Here is a 17,458-nt window from a genome sequence, read left to right on the forward strand (position 1 = left end):
CTCATCGGATCAGCATGGCCTGGGCACCCTTGATGACGCTGGCATCGTCGATGCGTTCGGGAACGAGCAAACCTCGCTGCACCGCCGGACGCGCTTCCATAGTCGCCATCCAGCCCTGCAGGGCCGTCAAGCCGTCCACGGCGACACCTGACCACTCGTGGCCGCGCACCCATGGATAAGTGGCGATGTCGGCAATGCTGTAATCACCAGCCAGAAATTCCACGTCTTGCAGGCGCGTGTCGAGCACTTCATACAGGCGACGGGTTTCATGCTGATAGCGGTCGATGGCGCCCTGGAGTTTCTCCGGAAAGTAACGGAAAAACACGTTGGCCTGCCCCTGCATCGGGCCGATTCCCCCCATCTGGAACATCAGCCACTGCATCACCACCGAACGACCCTTGGGGTCCAGAGGCAGCAGTTTGCCGGTCATTTCAGCGAGGTAGATCAGGATCGCGCCGGATTCGAACACGGCAAAATCGCCGTTGGCGCGGTCGACAATCGCCGGGATGCGCCCATTGGGGTTGATCTTGAGGAAGTCCGCGGACTTCTGTTCCTTCTTGTCGAAACTCAAGGCGTGCACCGTGTAGGGCAGGCCGAGTTCCTCGAACACGATAGAGACCTTGTGGCCATTCGGGGTCGCAGCGGTGTAGAGATCTATCATGGTTGTCTCCCATTTCAACCCGCCCAGCCTCGACAGTTGCCCGGCGCAAGTCAAGGAACGGCGAAGAACCGATTGAAACAGTCTGCGACAAGGTCGGCACCGGATTCGTCATTCAGGTGCAAATGATGACCGCCAGGCAGCTGTTCATGGCTAAAGGGTAGACGCTCCAGCAGCTCGGGATGTTTGGCGAGCATGCCGTCACCCGCGACGACCAGCAGTGCAGGACAGCTGACCCGCTGGACGAAGGCCATGGCCTGTTCAGTGGTCAGACGCAGCGGCGACGGCAGCGTCAGACGGTTGTCGGTCCGCCAGGTGTAGCCCCCCGGCACTGGCATCAAGCCACGCTGGGCCAGCAGTTCGGCGGCTTCGCGGCTGACGGCGACCAGCCCTTTCATGCGCGCTTCGATGGCGCGGTCGAGGGTGTCGTAGACCGGTTTGCGTTTTTCCCGCAGATCCAGTTGCGCTTGCAGGGCCATGCCCATGCGCTCGGCTGCATTTTCGCCTTTGTCTGTAGGAGGAATGATGCCGTCTATCAAGGCCAGATGGGTGACACGTTCCGGTAGCGAACCGGCGATGATCAACGAAGCGATCGCGCCCATGGAGTGCCCCATCAGCGCAAAACGCTTCAAGCCAAGCTGTTCGGCGACTTGCAGCACGTCGTGGGCGTAGTCCCACATTGCATAACCGGCGCCGGGCGGCCGATGCCCGGAATGACCGTGACCGGCCATGTCCAGCGCAATGATGCGCAGCCCTTTGAGCTTCGGCGCCAACCGGGCAAAGCTGTTGGCGTTGTCCAGCCAGCCGTGCAAGGCAATCACCGGCAAGCCGTCTTCGGGGCCAAACAGGTGCGCTGCCAGCTCGATGTGCGGCAGGCTCAGGCGGACTTCTTCAACGACATGACTCATGCGTGATCCTGCTGCCGGCGACCTTCCCAGCGGCTGAACAGGTTTTTCAGCAGCGTGGCGGTGTCCTGTGGGCGTTCGAGGGGAAACATGTGCCCGCCGGGCATGGTCAGGGATTCGCCCAACGGCATGCGCCCGACGGAACTGGCGTGATGGCGCATCACAACCCGACTCTTGTGGCCACGCACCACCGCCAGTGGCACTTTCAGCTGCCGTGCCCGGCCGGGGCTGGTGTGGGGCACGCCACGGTAGATGCTGATTTCCGTGGCAGGGTCGAAACGCAGGCGCAGTTTGTCGCCAACCTTGTGCAGACCGTGTTGCAGGTAAGCGTCGAAACATTCCGGGTCGAAGCTGCGAAACAGGGTTTTTCCAGCGAAATACAATCGGGCAGCTTCCAGATCGGTGAACTCTTCCCGCCGCCCCAACGTCCGACCGGCCGGGGTCAGGCGGTCGATAAAACCGAAGCGCTTGGCGGCACGGATGACCCATTGATCGGCACGGGTCAGCACCGGCGAATCGAGCATCACCACGCCACGATACAGTTCGGGGCAACGCAACGCCGCGTGCAGGTGCAGCACGCCACCAAAGGAATGGCCCACCCCCCACACCGGTTCCGGCTGCTGCTCCAGGTGATGAATCAGCTCGTCCACCAGGTTGCTCCAGTTGTCGTCCGCCGGGAAACGCGGGTCGTGGGCGTGCTGCTGCAAGTGCGCGACCTGATACTCAGGCGCCAACGCCGTGAACAACTTGCCGTAGGTTCCCGAGGGAAAGCCATTGGCGTGGGCGAAAAATATCTGCTGCGACATACCGGCCGATCCATCAACGAAAACAGAGCTCGATTGTCCGCAAGCCCGCCGGGATCCGCAATGACTGTAACTGCCAGGAATGATGACAGTCGCGCCATGCCTATAACCCCTGTTCTTGACCTGTACCTGTTATTTCTGACAGTTGACTATCGGGCCCCATGACGAGGATAAAAACGGAATCGCCAAACCTCAGACAACGCCCGCCATGACTCATGCAAACACGCCCGCCATTGAAGTGATCGACGCTCGGAGACTGGGCGTGCGCGAAGTGGCGTATCACCGGCGCGACGGTGCGCAAGCGCCGGAAAGCTGCATCACCCAGCAGATCCACAGCGTTGCCGGGCGTGCAGTACTAAGCCGCGATCCAAGGCTGTTTCTCTTGCACCTGGAAGGCCGGTCGGCAGCCAATCAACTCAATGTGGTCAGTTTGTCGGGGGCCGTGCTGCTGTCCGAAAACGGTGATGCTGGATGGCGTCTGGGATTGCTCGGCGAAGATGGGCAAGGCGTTGAGGGTTGGGATCAGAAGCTCAGTCAAAGCCAGGTGCGTTACGACGGGCAACGTCGGCCAATCGCCGCATTTGAAAGCGCCCACGGTGGACCACAACGTTGCATCGCGAGGTATGCCTATGCCGACAACAGCGCCGATGAATCACATAACCGGCGCGGTCAGTTGATTCGACAGGACGACACCGCAGGTTCTTTGCGCTTCATTGAATTCGGCCTCGCCGGCACGCCGCTGGTACACAGCCGTACGTTTGTCGACGATCCGCTATGGTCCGTGGACTGGCCCGAAACCGAGGACGAGTGCGATGTTTTTCTGGAGGATGAACCCGCTGTCACCCGCATTCACTGCAATGCGGCAGGCGAGCCGGTCAGGCAGACCGATGCGAAAGGCAATGTTCAGGCATCCAGTCAGAACTGCGCCGGCGAGCTGAAGGAAATCCGCCTCACGCTGACCGGGCAGACCAAAGAAAATACGCTGGTCAGTGACATCCAGTACAACGCCTTCGGCCTGGTCGAACACCAACGCGCAGGAAACGGTGTCATTTCGTGCGCGACGTTTCGGCACGAAGATGGCCGACTTGACCGGCTGAAAGCATACGTGGAGGGCCAGTCAGCCCTGCAACAGGTGACCTACGAGTATGACGCGGTGGGCAATATTGTTTGTCTGACGGATGCTGCCAATCTGATTCACTATCACCGCAACCAGCGAATCGAACCCACTGATCGCTACCGCTACGACAGTCTCTATCGACTGATAGAAGCCAGCGGCCGGCAGCTTCGCAACGCCCCAGGCGGGCCGCAATTACCGGCCTTCCAGCCCGTTCCGGATCCGGGGCAACTGGAAAACTACACACGCCTCTACTCCTACGACAAGGCCGGCAACCTGGAGGTCATGCAGCATCAGGCGGACAGTGGAAACCGTACCGAACGCACGGCCATCGCCCGTTCCAATAATCGCAATCTGCCGCAAAAAGCCAATGGCGAGCTGCCCGACGAGAACGAGATTGCCGCCGGTTATGACGTCAACGGCAACCGCACCAGTCTTCAACCGGGACAAGGTCTGCGTTGGGATCCGGGCAATCGGTTGCGCCAGGTAGACCAAGTGGTGCGTGAGGATGAGCCAGACGACATCGAGTTTTACCTCTACGACGGCAGCGGCCAACGCCTGCGCAAAATCCGCCAGGCCTACACCGGCACATTGACCCGTACGCACGAAACCCGCTACCTGCCGGGTCTGGAAATTCGTACGTCCCCTGACGAAATTCTCCACGTCATCACGGTCAAGGCCGGGCGCGGCACGGTGCAGGTGCTTCATTGGGAGAAACGACCAGCATCAGATATTCCCCAGCATCAGCATCGCTACAATTTCACCGATCATTTGAACTCCAGCACCGTCGAGGTGGATGGAGCCGCCAGACTGATTGCATGGGAAAGCTACTATCCCTTCGGCGGAACCTGCTGGTGGGCCGGGAGGGACAAGCTGGAAGCCAGTTATAAAACGATTCGTTATTCGGGGCAGCAACGGGATGCCACAGGGCTGTATTACTACGGGTATCGGTATTACGTGCCGTGGTGCCAGCGGTGGCTGAATGCGGATCCGAGTGGTGTCGTCGATGGGTTGAACCTGTTCGCCATGGTCCATGGCAATCCGGTGGGGCACGTCGATCTTCAAGGATTGATCACGTCAAATCAGGTGACCGGCGCAGCAGCGGCATCGTTCGGACGAGATTTTTCAGCCTCTCTTGTTGGCGGTTTTGTTCGATGGGGAACGGCAATGGGAATTGCTGAATTGGCGAGCAGTGAAACGGAGGGCTCGGATGGCCGAAGTGTCGATCCTGGTGTCAACCTCGCCATGACGGTGCTGGGCACCGGTGTAGGAGCGATGGCTTGGGGATCCATGGGGATGGGGGCAGGAAGCCAAATGGCGTCTCGTTACACAAACAATCGAACCACTCAACGGGTGGCAGCAGGCCTGGGAGGGTTGGTGGGAGCAGTGTTTGGAGGCGCTATCCCTCTTTATGCATATTGGAGTGATCCGGGCGAATTGAACACGACCGCAATCGCTTTCATTACTTCTGCATCGGGGAACCTCACGAGAGAGGCTGCCCAGAGAACGAACGCGGAACTGGGCCCGAGAGTGACGTTGCCACCCTCCGCACTTAGCGCGTTTTTCCGTGCATTGGTTTATGGATCCGCACTGTTCGGCACAGGAGCAGCTCGAGCCGAAACGTCGGCCGTGGTAGGACTGTTCATCAGTGCTACCGTCGAAGGTATCGACGCAGCTTCCACCATCACAATCAATGCGTTTTTGGGCGGAACCTATACCCGGGGAACAAATCGACTGCAAGTGCCAAGGCTTTGGGAGTTGATGTACGGACTCTTTACCCGTACAGCCGCAACGAGTGTTACAGCTTCGCTGACGTACTTATCATCACCGCTGACTGATTCTATAACGAACCCCAACCTCACTATGGGGTTGCAGAGCACCTTGAGCGCGTATACCACCGTTCGAACATTGCTAGGTCAGCATGTGCAGCGCGGCACCGCTGAACTGTTCCAAATTGGTGACGGTGACTTCACTCTGGACAACTTCACCCCGGCGATCGGTGAGAGCTACCATCCCGATCTGCCCAACGGCCATGACATTCCCATGACGATCAGACACAGAGGCTCGTCGAGTTAATGACCAGCCCATCCCGTGTGGATCCGCAGGTTATTTTCCTGGAGGCGTGTCCCCCAACGCCACCACCGCCATGGTCAACCGCGACACACAACTGGCCTTGCCCTCATCGCTGGTCAGCCGTATATCCCAGACATGCGTGGTGCGCCCGATGTGAATCGGCTTGGCCACCGCAGTCACCCGCCCGCTGCGCAGCCCACGCAAATGGTTGGCGTTGATTTCCAGGCCCACGCAGTAAAACTTGCTCGCGTCGATGCACAGATAGCTGGCCATGGAGCCGACGGTTTCAGCCAGCACCACCGAGGCCCCGCCGTGCAGCAGGCCGTAAGGCTGGTGGGTACGGTGGTCGATGACCATGCTCGCCGTCAGCGACTCTTCATCGAAGGCTTCGAAGCGGATATCCAGCACTTCGCCAATGGTGTTTTTCTGGATTGCGTTCAACTGCTCGATGTTGGGAGTGGTACGCCACAAACTCATTGCTGACATCCTTTGTTGGTTTTATTGGTGGTTCAATCCTGCCACAGCACCGCTTCGCTGCGCTCGCTCCATTCTTCGAACCGGGTACCGTAAGCCGCTTCGATCACGTTGCGCTTGATCTTCAGGGTTGGCGTCAGGAAGCCGTTTTCCACGCCCCAGCTGTCTTTGACGATCACAAGACGGTGCAGGCGCTCATGCTTGTCGAGCGCGTGGTTGACCTCCTCCAGCAGTTTTTCCAGGCTTGAATGCAGACCGGCGCGCGCGCTTCCGTCCGCGTCCTGCTGCCCCATCGCCGAGAGCACGCACAGTCCCAGCGGCGCACTCAAACCGTCGCCGACCACGCACACCTGTTCGATCCGTGAATGGACTGCCAGGCGGTTTTCAATCGGTGCCGGGGCCACGTATTTGCCTTTGCTGGTCTTGAAAATCTCCTTCAGCCGTCCAGTCAGGCGCAGGTTGCCTTCGGCGTCTTGCTCGCCCTTGTCACCGGTCCGCAGGAAGCCGTCCGCCGTAATCGTGTCGGCGGTTTTTTCCGGTTCCTTGAAATACCCGAGCATGGTCGCGCCGCTGCGCACCATGACCTCGCCCGATTCGGCGATCCGCACTTCAACCTCCGGGCAAGGCTTGCCAATCCAGCCAGGCTTGTTTTCGCCGGGCCGGCCGATGTGGGAATAACCGCAGCTTTCGGTCATGCCGTACACCTCCAGAACGTCCAGCCCGAGCTTTCGATACCACAGCAACAAGGTCTGCGGCACCGGTGCCGCGCCGGACAGCGCGACGCGCAAGGCGTCCAGCCCAAGCCCCACGAGCACTTTGTGCCCTACCCGCTTGCCGATGAGGGGCAGTCCGAGCAGGAACTCGAGGCGTTTCGCCGGGATCTTGCTGTACACGCCCATCTGGAACTTGGTCCAGATGCGTGGCACACCGAACAACGCGGTGGGCCGCGCGCGCCGCAAATCGGTCAGAAACGTATCGAGGCTCTCGGCGAAGAACACGGTTTGCCCGGTATAGATAGAGGCCAGTTCAACGAACATTCGCTCGGCCACATGGCACAGCGGCAGGTACGACAGCAGCCGGTCCGACTCATTGAGGCCGAACAACTGCGTGCCGCGGGTGGTGGCGAAGCCCAGATTGCCAAAGCTGTGCATCACGCCTTTGGGCATGCCGGTGGTGCCGGAGGTGTAAATGATGGTCGCCAACTGGTCGGCGGCAGGTGTCGGGTTGTCCTGGATCGGTGAACAGGCTTGCAGGTCGGCCCAGCTGAAATCGAAGCTGCCCGGCGGATGCAGTGGCAGGCTGATGGTCGGCAGGTCGGGGCTGACGCCGCGGGACATGCCGGGCCAGTCATCGAGTTTGCCGATAAACGCCAGCGCCGCTTCGGAGTGTTCGAGGACTTGCGCGACGGATTCGGCGGTGAGGTTCGGGTACAACGGCACCGAGACGTGCCCGGCCATCCAGATCGCCAGGTCGGCGATGATCCAGTGCGCACAGTTTTTCGAGATCAGGGCGATGTGGCTGCCTTGCGGCAATTCCCGCGCGCGCAGCCAGTGCGCGGCGCAACGGGCCTGGTGACCGACGTCTTCCCAGGTCAGGGTTTCGACCTGGCCTCCACCCACCGGTTGAACCAGAAAGCGCTGACGGGGATGACGGGCCTCACGTTCGTAAAAAACGTCCAGCGGCAAACGAAAAGCAGCAGACATGCGACTCGCTCCTGTGTTTTTTGTTCTGGAGCAAGCGTAGTCAACCAAGCGGTTGCTTGGTTGACTATTTCACACAAAGAAACAAACAAACGGCGCGACCCCGAGGGAGCTTGCTCCCTCGCCGCAGAAACCTCTTCTGCCTGCCGCTACGGGTGCTTGATGCTGTTGAGCTTCATCGCCCCGGCCTGTGGCGAATCCCCTTCCAGCTCGGCGAGACCGGCGGTGGCAACCCTTTCCGGATCCTGCACATGACCGTGTTGCAGATAGCCCAGCAAATTCCCTACCAGCGGGTTGTGACTGACCAGCAGCGCGTGATCTACAGACACCAACTGTTCAGCCACTGCTTGCGGGCGGCTATCGGGAGTCAGCCAATCGACGGTGCGAATCTCCGGCGCGAAATTCAACGCTGTACGCACGATTTCTGCAGTCTCCTGCGCTCGCAGGTATGGACTGGCATAGATCGCGGTCAGCGGCTTGCCGGCCAACTCGGCGGCCGTGCGCAACACTTCTTTACGACCGTGGTCGGTCAATGCCCGCTCGGAATCAGGACCTTTGCCATGTGGCTCGGCCTCACCATGACGCAATACCCAGAGTTTCATAGCTTGGGTTCCTCATCTCGGGCCGGATGCGGCGCAGGTGCCACGACGTGTGGCGCTTCACCCTCCGGCGTACGCGGCGTCGGCCAGTCGGCGAACGGCCAGGGTTTCTGGTCGCTGTGGAACGTGCCGAAACGACCGATCTGCGCCAGGAACTGGCTCAGGCTGTCGCCGAAATTCATCAGGCTGGCGCTCGGGGCGCCATAAAACAAACGATAGACCAGTTGCACCAGCACCACGGCGCCGAGGATGAATTGCGCCACCTGCCAGACCAGCAGGAAGACAATCATCCACAACACCCGCAGCAGGATGGATTCGTATTGGGCTTCTGTTTTCGGCTCGTTCATGTCTCGCTCTCCCTGATGAATCAGTTGAAACCACTGGTGGAAATAAAGTCGACGTCGGTTTTCGGTTCGCCGCGCATCAACAATTCAATCACCTGATTCAGCGTGCGCCCTTCGAACAGAATCGCGTGCAGCCCGGCGACCAGCGGCATGTAAACGCCCACTTCCTGGGCCTTGGCCTTGAGCACTTTCAAGGTATTCACGCCTTCCGCGACTTCGCCCAGGCGCGTTACCGCGTCTTCCAGGCTCAAACCTTGACCAAGGGCGAATCCGACCTGGTAATTGCGGCTTTTCGGCGACGAACAGGTCACGATCAAATCGCCCACGCCCGCGAGCCCCAGGAACGTCATCGGGTTGGCACCCTGATTCACGGCAAAGCGGGTCATTTCCGCCAGCGCCCGGGTAATCAGCATGCTCTTGGTGTTTTCGCCCATGCCCAGCGCCACCGCCATGCCGGCGATGATCGCGTAGACGTTTTTCAGCGCCCCGCCCAACTCCACGCCGAAGCGATCGGCGCTGGCGTAAACGCGAAAGGTGCGGCCGTGCAGCGCTTCCTGAACCCGTTGGCAGAGTTCTTCGTCTTCGCTGGCGACCACAGTGGCGGTCAGTGCGTGCTCGGCGATTTCACGGGCCAGGTTCGGCCCGGACAGCACGCCGATGCGCGCTTGCGGGGCGATCTCTTCGAGGATCTCGCTCATCAGTTTAAACGTGTGGGCTTCGATGCCCTTGGTCAGGCTGACCAGCAGCTTGCCGCTCAAGCGTTCGGCGTGCGGGGCCAGTACCGAGCGCAGTGCGCTGGACGGCAGCGCAACGAAGCACAGGTCGCAAGCGTCCAGCGTGGCTTGCAGGTCAGTGACCGCTTCCACTCCGGGGAGAATCTTGATGCCTTTGAGGTAACGCGGGTTTTCGCGATTGACCCGAATGGCTTCTGCCTGTTCAGGGTCACGCATCCACTGCCGGACCTGATGCCCGTTCTCGGCCAGCAGGTTAGCCACGGCGGTACCAAAACTTCCGCCTCCCAGGACCGCAATCGGGCGCTGTTCAGTCATATGCAATCCGTTAATCCATACCAGTGGCGATGCCGGCATTATACGGAGCGGCCCAGTGGCGGCCAGCCCCCGCGTCAATTACCGGCACTTGTCTGAAGAAGACCAATAAATCCGAGGAAAATGCCGTCATCGTGACTGGAAAAGTCGACCGGCTCGGTTAACATGCGCGCCAGTGAAATCGCTATCAAGGATGTGTTGTGTCGTTTGGCTCTGCTTCACCCCACTCGCCGCTGCTTCTGGCGCTGATCGTCAGCCCGCCATTGCTGGCCGACGACCTGTTTCTCGACAGTGAGCCACTGCCGCAGGTACTGACGGCTACGCGCCTGAAACAGTCGCCAGCCGCGGTGCCGGGGAGCATGACGGTGATCGACAGCGAACTGATCAACGCCAGCGGCGCCCGGGACATCAGCGAGTTGCTGCGCCTGGTGCCAGGAATGATGGTCGGCAACATCACCGGCAATCAGGCTGCCGTGAATTACCACGGCACCAACGCCAGCGAAGCGCGGCGCATGCAGGTGCTGATCGATGGCCGCTCGGTGTATCGCGCCGGCCTGGCCACAGTGGACTGGAGTGACATTCCGGTGGCCATGGAAGACATCGAGCGCATCGAAGTCTTCCGCGGCCCGAACACCGTCAGCTATGGCGCCAATGCGCTGATGGCGGTGGTCAATATCATCACCCGCAATCCGGCCGACAGCCACGGCACGCGGTTGAAGGTCACCCGCGGTCAGCGCGGTATCGACGATTTTTACGCCAGTCAGGGCGTGGGTTGGGACGGTGGCGACATGCGCCTTTCGTTATCCGGCCAGCAGGACGATGGCTTCGACTCAGACCGCAAAGGCGCCGATTATCGCGATAGCCGTCGCCTGAACCGCTTCAACCTCGCCGTCAGCCAGACACTCAACGAACAGCAAAGCATCGACTGGCAGCTAAATGCTAAGGACGGGAGCAATCAGCGGCCTTATACCTACCGCCCGGTGTTCTCGGGGATTACTGCCGCCGGGAACAATTCCGACGTCGTTGCCAAAGACTACGCCGGCTCCTTGCGCTGGAACCTAGACCTCAATCCCGATCACAGTCTTTTTATTCAAGGCTCGGCCCAGCACTGGGATCGTCAGCAAACCTGGCGCGCCTGCGACGCCGAAGTCTCGTTCAGCCCCGAACTGACCGAGCTCTGGCAGCTCAACCCGAATTACACCGAACGCCTGGCGCGCAACATCGAGCGCTACCTCGGCCCCGGCGCACCGACCGGCACGGCGGTGGAGCAAGCACTGGCCAATCAAGTGCTGGACCAGTGGCGAAACGGCGCCCGGCGAACCCTGTGCGGCGACATTGACCAAAGCACCCGTGAATCACGCTACGACCTCGAGCTGCAAGACACCCTCAGCCTGTCCGACAGTCTGCGACTGGTCAGCGGCCTGAACTATCGTTACGACCGGGCCGATTCCGAGACCTATTTCAATGGCACGCTCGACGACACTACGTGGCGCGCATTCGGCCAACTCGAGTGGCGAGCGACCGAACACTGGTTGTTGCAGGGCGGTGCGATGTTCGAAGACACGCAATTGACCGGCAGTTCGCTGACCCCGCGGGTGGCGGTCAACTACCTGATCACTCCGCGCCACGGTTTGCGCGCGGTGTATTCGGAAGCCATTCGTTCACCGGACATGTTCGAGAACAACGTCAACTGGAGTTACCGGGTGACCAACCTGCAACCCGCCGCCTATGGCCAGAACAGCGCCCGTTACTTCGTCAGGACCCGCGGCCCCGGCAACCTTGAGCAGGAACACATGCGCTCCAGAGAACTGGGCTACAACGGCTTCTTCGCCGAGTGGGGACTGGCGGTGGACGTGAAGGTGTTCCACGACGAGATCACCGGCATGATCAGCGAGCCGTTGCGCAACAATCAGTACATCGCCAGCAACGCCAACAGCTCGCGCTTCACCGGGGCGGAAACCCAGCTCGACTGGCACCTCGGCAGTGCCGACCGACTGCGCCTGACCTACGCCTGCGTCGATGCCCAGGCGAGCAATCCGCTGGATGCGCAACAGACCGCGCGCAACAGTGGCTCCGCCGGCTGGCTGCGCAACTGGGGCCACGGCTGGAACAGCGCACTCTTCTATTATGGTGACGACGCGCTCAATGGCTATCGCTTCGAACGGGTCGACACACGCATCGCCAAACGCATCGGCCTGGGCAAGGCCAGCCTGGAACTGGCCGGTGTGCTCCAGCAACGTCTCGACAATCAACCCACCACGTTCGTCGATAACAACTACGACCAGCGACGGGTGATGTACTTCAGCGCGGAGCTGGTGTTCTAGATGCCGCGGTGTCCGTCGCGCAAGACGCCAATCCTTGGCCGCCTGTTGGCCGGGTTGTGCCTGGTGTTTGCCGGTGGGCTGGTGAGCCTGTCGGTCAGCGCCGAGGACATTCTGCTGACCGGTGCCGACGACAGCCCCGGCATGCAGGCGTTCGCGACGGTCCTCGGGGAATTGCGCCCTGGCGACACGGTGCGCTTCCAGCCATTGGCCGGTCTGCCGGCACCGAGCAAATTGCCGACCGGCATTCGTTTGATCCTGCTGGATCTGCCCAGCCTCGACTGGCGCCTGCAAGAGCCCCAGGGTCCGGCGACGCTGGTGCTGCGCATCAGTCGTCTGCAAGCCCGTCAACGCCTGGGCACTGCCCTGCCAGCCCGTTTAAGTCTGCTCTGGAGTGATCCGCCGCCTGATCGGCAACTGCGCCTGGCCCAAATCCTGCTGCCCCAGGCCAGACGAATCGGCGTGCTGTACGACAACCGTAGCGAGTTTCTTCTGAATGAACTGCGCCAGGCGGCTCAACCGCTTGGCCTCGAAATTGTCACCGAACGCTGGGACAACACTAATGACAGCCGCCCCTTGCAAGCCTTGCTGAAAAACAGCGACGTGTTGCTGGGCCTCGATGATCCCGACCTGTATAACCCCAAAACCGCAAAAAACCTGCTGCTCAGCAGCTACGCACGGCAAACCGCGCTGATCGGCCCGAACGCCGGCTTCGTCAAGGCCGGAAGCCTGGCCAGCAGCTACAGCGACCAGAGTGACTGGCTGGCGATTCTCGACGAACTGCTCGACCAGCCACCGGCCACCTGGCCACGCACGCATTATGCCAATCGCTTCAAAGTCTTGAGTAACCCTCAAGTGGCTCGTTCATTAGGCATTGAACAGATCAATGAAGCGTTGGTCGCAACACAGTTGGCCGAAGGAGAAAGCCGCCCATGACTTTCCATCGTCGCTGGGACATCAATACCCGCACCCAGATCATCAGCCTCGGCCCTGCCCTGCTGCTGACCTTGCTGCTGATCAGCTTCTTCACCTTCGTGCGGATCCAGGATTTGCGTCAGGAGCTGAACCACACCGGTCAACTGATTGCCAACCAACTGGCGCCGGCCGCCGAATACGGGGTGATTTCGGGTAACAACGAGGTGCTCGAAAGTCTGCTCAAGGCCACCCTGGCCACGCCCAATGTGCGCTTTCTGGAAGTGCAGGACAGCGCCAACCGGATTCTGGTGTACGTCGAGCACCCGTCGGAAACCCACACCCGCTCGCAACAGGTCGAAGTGTTCCAGGCGCCGGTGCGCTTGCAACGGATCGCGCTGCACAATGACTTCTTCCAGGGCGCCAACGCCGCCAGCACGGCCCCCGCCGAGGATTATCTGGGGCGGGTGATCGTCGGTCTGTCGAATGACGCCTTCAACAAGCGCCAACAGGAAATCCTGTTCAAGGCCGGCGTCCTTGCGCTGTTCGCTCTGTTATTTACCTTCCTGATCGCCCGACGCCTGGCCGGCAGCCTGTCGCAGCCGATCCGCGATATCGGCAACGCGGTCAAGGCGATCCAGAGCGGTGACTACAAGACGCCACTGCCGATTGTCGACGACACCGAGCTGGGCGCGCTTTCGCAGCACATCAACAACCTCGCCAGCGGTCTCGAACAGGCCAGTCGTGAACAGCATCAGGCCATGGCGCAGTTGATCCAGACCCGCGAAGAAGCGGAAAAGGCCAACAACGCCAAATCCGATTTCCTGGCGATGATGAGCCACGAACTGCGCACACCGATGAATGGCGTGCTCGGTATGCTGCAATTGCTGGAAACCACCGAGATGACCGAAGAGCAGGTCGAGTACGCGGCGCTGGCTTCGGAGTCCACCGAACACCTGCTCAAAGTCATCAACGACATTCTCGACTTCTCGCGCATCGAGCGTTCGGAACTGGAGCTGGAACACATTCCGTTCAATCTGGCGGACTTGATCAGCAGTTGCGCCCAGTCGTTCCAGCACAGCGCCTTGCAACGCGGGCTCGATCTGACGTTGCTGATCCCCGAAGACATGCGTGCGTTGCAGGTTCAGGGCGACCCGACGCGGATCCGGCAAATCCTGGTGAACCTGGTGGGCAATGCGCTGAAGTTCACCGAACAGGGCCGCGTCACCATCGAACCGCAATGGCAGTCGCTGGATCACGAATTGTTGTGGTTCACCTGCACTGTGCGCGACAGCGGAATTGGCATCCCGGCCGAAAGCCTGGAATTGATGTTCAATGCGTTTCAGCAAGCCGACAGTTCTATTTCAAGGCGTTACGGCGGCACCGGACTGGGACTGCCGATTGCCCGCACCCTGGCGGAACGCATGGGCGGCACCTTGCGCGCCCAGAGCGAGGAGGGTCGCGGCTCGGCGTTCACCCTGGAAATCCCGCTGGCGCTCTATAAACAGACGCTGCCGGTGCGCACGCCACGCGCGCAGTCCGGCAGTGGCGATGGCGAAGGCCGCAATGTGCTGCTGGTCGAGGACAATCCGGTCAACCAGACCGTCGTCGAAGCCATGTTGCGCAGCCTGGGCTTTACTGTCAGCGTCGCCACCGACGGCGCTCAGGCGGTACGCAGCGCCGAAAGCCTGATCTTCGAAGCCATTCTCATGGATTGCCGACTGCCGATCATCGATGGCTACGAAGCCACCCGACAGATTCGCCAACTGCCCGGTTGCACCGACCTTCCGATCATTGCGCTGACCGCCAACGCCTTGCAGGGCGACCGTGAAGCCTGTCTATCAGCGGGAATGAACGATTACCTGGCCAAGCCGTTCAAACGCACGGATTTGCAGCAAATTCTGCAGCGATGGGTGCAGTAGTGCAGGCCTTTCGACCATCTGCGACTGGCGTGAAAGGCGAAAGTGCGGCAGTCTTAGGCACCCGAACAGGCCCGAAAAGGGGCTTGAATAAAAATTTCAGTGCACAAGTGTACATTCATGTCCTTGGTGCTGTGACTTTCACCACAACGCAATAGTCTATGAGTAGGCTGCTGACTCGAGGCATGAACGCTTCGATCGGCCGGGAAGATTTGCCCCACCTGCCGCATGGGACTATTGAGGAGCTCGCATGACCAAACAAAACGCCTTTACTCGGGAAGACCTGCTGCGCTGCAGTCGCGGTGAGCTGTTCGGCCCGGGTAACGCGCAACTGCCCGCCCCGAACATGCTGATGGTGGACCGCATCACCCTGATCAGCGAAGAAGGCGGCAAGTACGGCAAAGGTGAATTGGTCGCCGAGCTGGATATCACTCCGGATCTGTGGTTTTTCGCCTGTCACTTCGAAGGTGACCCGGTGATGCCAGGCTGCCTCGGCCTCGACGCCATGTGGCAACTGGTCGGCTTCTTCCTCGGCTGGCAAGGCCTGCCGGGCCGCGGCCGCGCCCTGGGTTCGGGCGAAGTGAAGTTCTTTGGCCAGGTTCTGCCGACCGCGAAGAAAGTGACCTATAACATTCATATCAAGCGCGTCCTCAAAGGCAAGCTGAACCTGGCCATCGCCGATGGTTCGGTGACTGTCGACGGTCGCGAGATCTACACCGCCGAAGGCCTTCGGGTCGGCGTTTTCACCTCCACTGACAACTTCTAAGGGTTATCCGCATGCGCCGCGTCGTTATCACTGGTCTGGGCATCGTTTCGTGCCTGGGCAATGACAAAGAGACCGTCTCCGCTAACCTGCGTGCAAGTCGCCCTGGCATCCGGTTCAACCCGGAATATGCCGAAATGGGTCTGCGTAGCCAGGTTTCCGGCTCCATTGACCTTCCCCTCGAGGAGCTGATCGATCGCAAGATCTATCGCTTCGTCGGCCATGCGGCGGCTTACGCCTACCTGGCCATGAAAGACGCCATCGCCGACTCCGGTCTGACCGATGAGCAAGTCTCCAACCCGCGTACCGGCCTGATCGCCGGTTCCGGTGGCGCCTCCACGCTGAACCAGATGGAAGCGCTGGACATCCTGCGCGAGAAAGGCGTGAAACGCGTTGGCCCATACCGTGTAACACGGACCATGAGCAGTACTGTTTCCGCGTGCCTGGCCACCCCGTTCAAGATCAAGGGCCTGAACTACTCCATCGCTTCTGCCTGCGCCACCAGTGCTCACTGCATCGGTACCGCCATGGAACAGATCCAGATGGGCAAGCAGGACATCGTGTTCGCCGGCGGCGGTGAAGAAGAGCATTGGAGCCAGTCGTTCCTGTTCGACGCCATGGGCGCACTGTCCAGCCAGTACAACGAAACCCCGGAAAAAGCTTCCCGTGCCTACGACGCCAAGCGTGACGGTTTTGTCATCGCCGGCGGTGGCGGCATGGTCGTGGTCGAAGAGCTGGAACACGCTCTGGCCCGCGGCGCGAAGATCTACGCGGAAATCGTTGGCTACGGCGCGACCTCCGACGGCTACGACATGGTCGCTCCAAGCGGCGAAGGCGCCATCCGCTGCATGCAGATGGCCATGTCCACCGTTGACGCACCGATCGACTACCTGAACACCCACGGCACTTCGACTCCGGTCGGCGACGTTGCGGAAATGAAAGGTGTCCGTGAAGTGTTTGGCGACAAGGCCCCGGCCATCAGCTCCACCAAGAGCCTGTCGGGTCACTCCCTGGGCGCCGCCGGCGTTCACGAAGCGATCTACTGCATGCTGATGATGGAAGGCAACTTCATGGCGGGTTCCGCCAACATCGACGAACTGGACCCGGAAGTGGCAGACATGCCGATCCTGACCAAGACTCGCGAAGACGTTGCCTTCAACACCGTGATGAGCAACAGCTTCGGTTTCGGTGGCACCAACGCGACCTTGGTACTGCAGCGCTGGCAGGGTAAATAACACCCCGCCTACGCCGCACATAAAAACGCCCCGACTGGTTCGGGGCGTTTTTTTTTGCTCAAAAATTGGCCAACACACAGAACCCTGTTGGAGCGAGCCTGCTCGCGATGACGGCATCACATTCGCCATTCCCGTATGAACAAGACCGCTATCGCGAGCAGGCTCGCTCCCACAGGTTTTGTGTGAAGCCAGGCATTTTCCTCAATGGAAACATGAAGCTTTTGTCATGAAACTCAGCGCCCTGCGACCGAATGCCGCGTATTACGCGGGCTGCAGGACTTTCTTCATTTTTGCAAAAATCCGTTACCAAACTCTGTCGTTTACTTAGCAAGCTAACCAAACATATAACAGAGTCCTGCACACGCCTTGCTGCAGATATCACAGAGATTGGAGCTAGCAGATGACTGTAAAAGTAACTGAACGCGACGATTCACATAAGTCCCACGAAGGCGTAGCCGCCGGTATCCGGATCTGGGACGTGCACCAACAAGACTTGCTGGTGGGCATGTTCCACTCCGAAACCGATGCCCACAGCTACAAGGCCGAACTGGAAAAACTGGAGCAGCAACGAGCGCTCCGATCCGCATAAGCA

General features: G+C 60.2%; 15 protein-coding genes. 7 read left to right on the forward strand and 8 right to left on the reverse strand.

Translation table 11 applies throughout. The annotated features are described in order from the left end of the window. Nucleotide 1: 1 nt before the first annotated feature. The 3 genes from ACM1ZW_RS01220 to ACM1ZW_RS01230 are packed head-to-tail and all read right to left on the reverse strand — an operon-like array spanning nucleotide 2 to nucleotide 2,369. On the reverse strand, nucleotides 2-661 hold the full coding sequence (locus ACM1ZW_RS01220; RefSeq protein ID WP_416740037.1) for a glutathione S-transferase family protein: 660 nt from the start codon (nucleotides 659-661) through the stop codon (nucleotides 2-4). A 50-nt stretch (nucleotides 662-711) separates the two neighbouring features. After that, nucleotides 712-1,566, reverse strand: a complete 855-nt coding sequence (locus ACM1ZW_RS01225; protein ID WP_414879092.1) for an alpha/beta hydrolase — start codon at nucleotides 1,564-1,566, stop codon at nucleotides 712-714. Continuing rightward, complete coding sequence (locus ACM1ZW_RS01230; RefSeq protein ID WP_017340155.1) at nucleotides 1,563-2,369, reverse strand: alpha/beta fold hydrolase; 807 nt, start codon at nucleotides 2,367-2,369, stop codon at nucleotides 1,563-1,565. The genes ACM1ZW_RS01225 and ACM1ZW_RS01230 overlap by 4 nt, the downstream gene beginning before the upstream one ends. Before the next feature lie 205 nt (nucleotides 2,370-2,574). On the opposite strand from ACM1ZW_RS01230, the gene ACM1ZW_RS01235 reads away from it, so the two are divergent. Next, entirely contained in the window at nucleotides 2,575-5,556 is a 2,982-nt protein-coding gene (locus ACM1ZW_RS01235) for an RHS repeat-associated core domain-containing protein (protein WP_416740038.1), read from the forward strand. A gap of 30 nt (nucleotides 5,557-5,586) precedes the next feature. Here ACM1ZW_RS01235 and ACM1ZW_RS01240 read toward each other — a convergent pair whose 3' ends face one another. From ACM1ZW_RS01240 to ACM1ZW_RS01260, 5 genes are all read right to left on the reverse strand, one after another. Next, nucleotides 5,587-6,030, reverse strand: coding sequence for a hotdog fold thioesterase (locus ACM1ZW_RS01240; RefSeq protein ID WP_017340157.1), 444 nt, complete (start codon nucleotides 6,028-6,030; stop codon nucleotides 5,587-5,589). Nucleotides 6,031-6,062: 32 nt separating this feature from the next. After that, complete coding sequence (locus ACM1ZW_RS01245; protein ID WP_017340158.1) at nucleotides 6,063-7,730, reverse strand: AMP-binding protein; 1,668 nt, start codon at nucleotides 7,728-7,730, stop codon at nucleotides 6,063-6,065. A gap of 146 nt (nucleotides 7,731-7,876) precedes the next feature. Then, a complete protein-coding gene (gene sixA, locus ACM1ZW_RS01250) occupies nucleotides 7,877-8,329 on the reverse strand; it encodes a phosphohistidine phosphatase SixA (RefSeq protein ID WP_017340159.1) in 453 nt (150 codons plus the stop codon). Beyond that, nucleotides 8,326-8,673, reverse strand: a complete 348-nt coding sequence (locus ACM1ZW_RS01255; protein ID WP_017340160.1) for a DUF4389 domain-containing protein — start codon at nucleotides 8,671-8,673, stop codon at nucleotides 8,326-8,328. Before ACM1ZW_RS01255 ends, sixA begins: the two co-directional genes overlap by 4 nt. Nucleotides 8,674-8,693: 20 nt before the next feature. Continuing rightward, nucleotides 8,694-9,719, reverse strand: coding sequence for an NAD(P)H-dependent glycerol-3-phosphate dehydrogenase (locus tag ACM1ZW_RS01260; protein ID WP_414885155.1), 1,026 nt, complete (start codon nucleotides 9,717-9,719; stop codon nucleotides 8,694-8,696). A gap of 197 nt (nucleotides 9,720-9,916) precedes the next feature. Here ACM1ZW_RS01260 and ACM1ZW_RS01265 point away from each other — a divergent pair, with 197 nt between their 5' ends. From ACM1ZW_RS01265 to ACM1ZW_RS01290, 6 genes are all read left to right on the forward strand, one after another. Next, nucleotides 9,917-12,040, forward strand: coding sequence for a TonB-dependent receptor plug domain-containing protein (locus ACM1ZW_RS01265; protein WP_416740039.1), 2,124 nt, complete (start codon nucleotides 9,917-9,919; stop codon nucleotides 12,038-12,040). Beyond that, nucleotides 12,041-12,973: an ABC transporter substrate-binding protein gene (locus tag ACM1ZW_RS01270; RefSeq protein WP_416740040.1), complete on the forward strand. Its 933-nt coding sequence runs from the start codon at nucleotides 12,041-12,043 to the stop codon at nucleotides 12,971-12,973. Then, the gene (locus ACM1ZW_RS01275) at nucleotides 12,970-14,871 is read left to right on the forward strand and encodes an ATP-binding protein (RefSeq protein ID WP_017340164.1); all 1,902 of its coding nucleotides are present in this window, start codon (nucleotides 12,970-12,972) and stop codon (nucleotides 14,869-14,871) included. The genes ACM1ZW_RS01270 and ACM1ZW_RS01275 overlap by 4 nt, the downstream gene beginning before the upstream one ends. A gap of 247 nt (nucleotides 14,872-15,118) precedes the next feature. Further along, nucleotides 15,119-15,634, forward strand: coding sequence for a 3-hydroxyacyl-[acyl-carrier-protein] dehydratase FabA (gene fabA / locus ACM1ZW_RS01280; protein WP_003179264.1), 516 nt, complete (start codon nucleotides 15,119-15,121; stop codon nucleotides 15,632-15,634). 11 nt (nucleotides 15,635-15,645) lie between these two features. Further along, nucleotides 15,646-16,866: a beta-ketoacyl-ACP synthase I gene (gene fabB / locus ACM1ZW_RS01285; RefSeq protein ID WP_017340165.1), complete on the forward strand. Its 1,221-nt coding sequence runs from the start codon at nucleotides 15,646-15,648 to the stop codon at nucleotides 16,864-16,866. A 400-nt stretch (nucleotides 16,867-17,266) separates the two neighbouring features. Further along, complete coding sequence (locus tag ACM1ZW_RS01290; RefSeq protein WP_017340166.1) at nucleotides 17,267-17,455, forward strand: hypothetical protein; 189 nt, start codon at nucleotides 17,267-17,269, stop codon at nucleotides 17,453-17,455. The last annotated feature ends 3 nt before the right edge of the window (nucleotides 17,456-17,458 follow it).

This window comes from Pseudomonas sp. NFX71 (genome assembly GCF_048079215.1).
Classification (GTDB): Bacteria; Pseudomonadota; Gammaproteobacteria; order Pseudomonadales; family Pseudomonadaceae; genus Aquipseudomonas; species Aquipseudomonas fluorescens_B.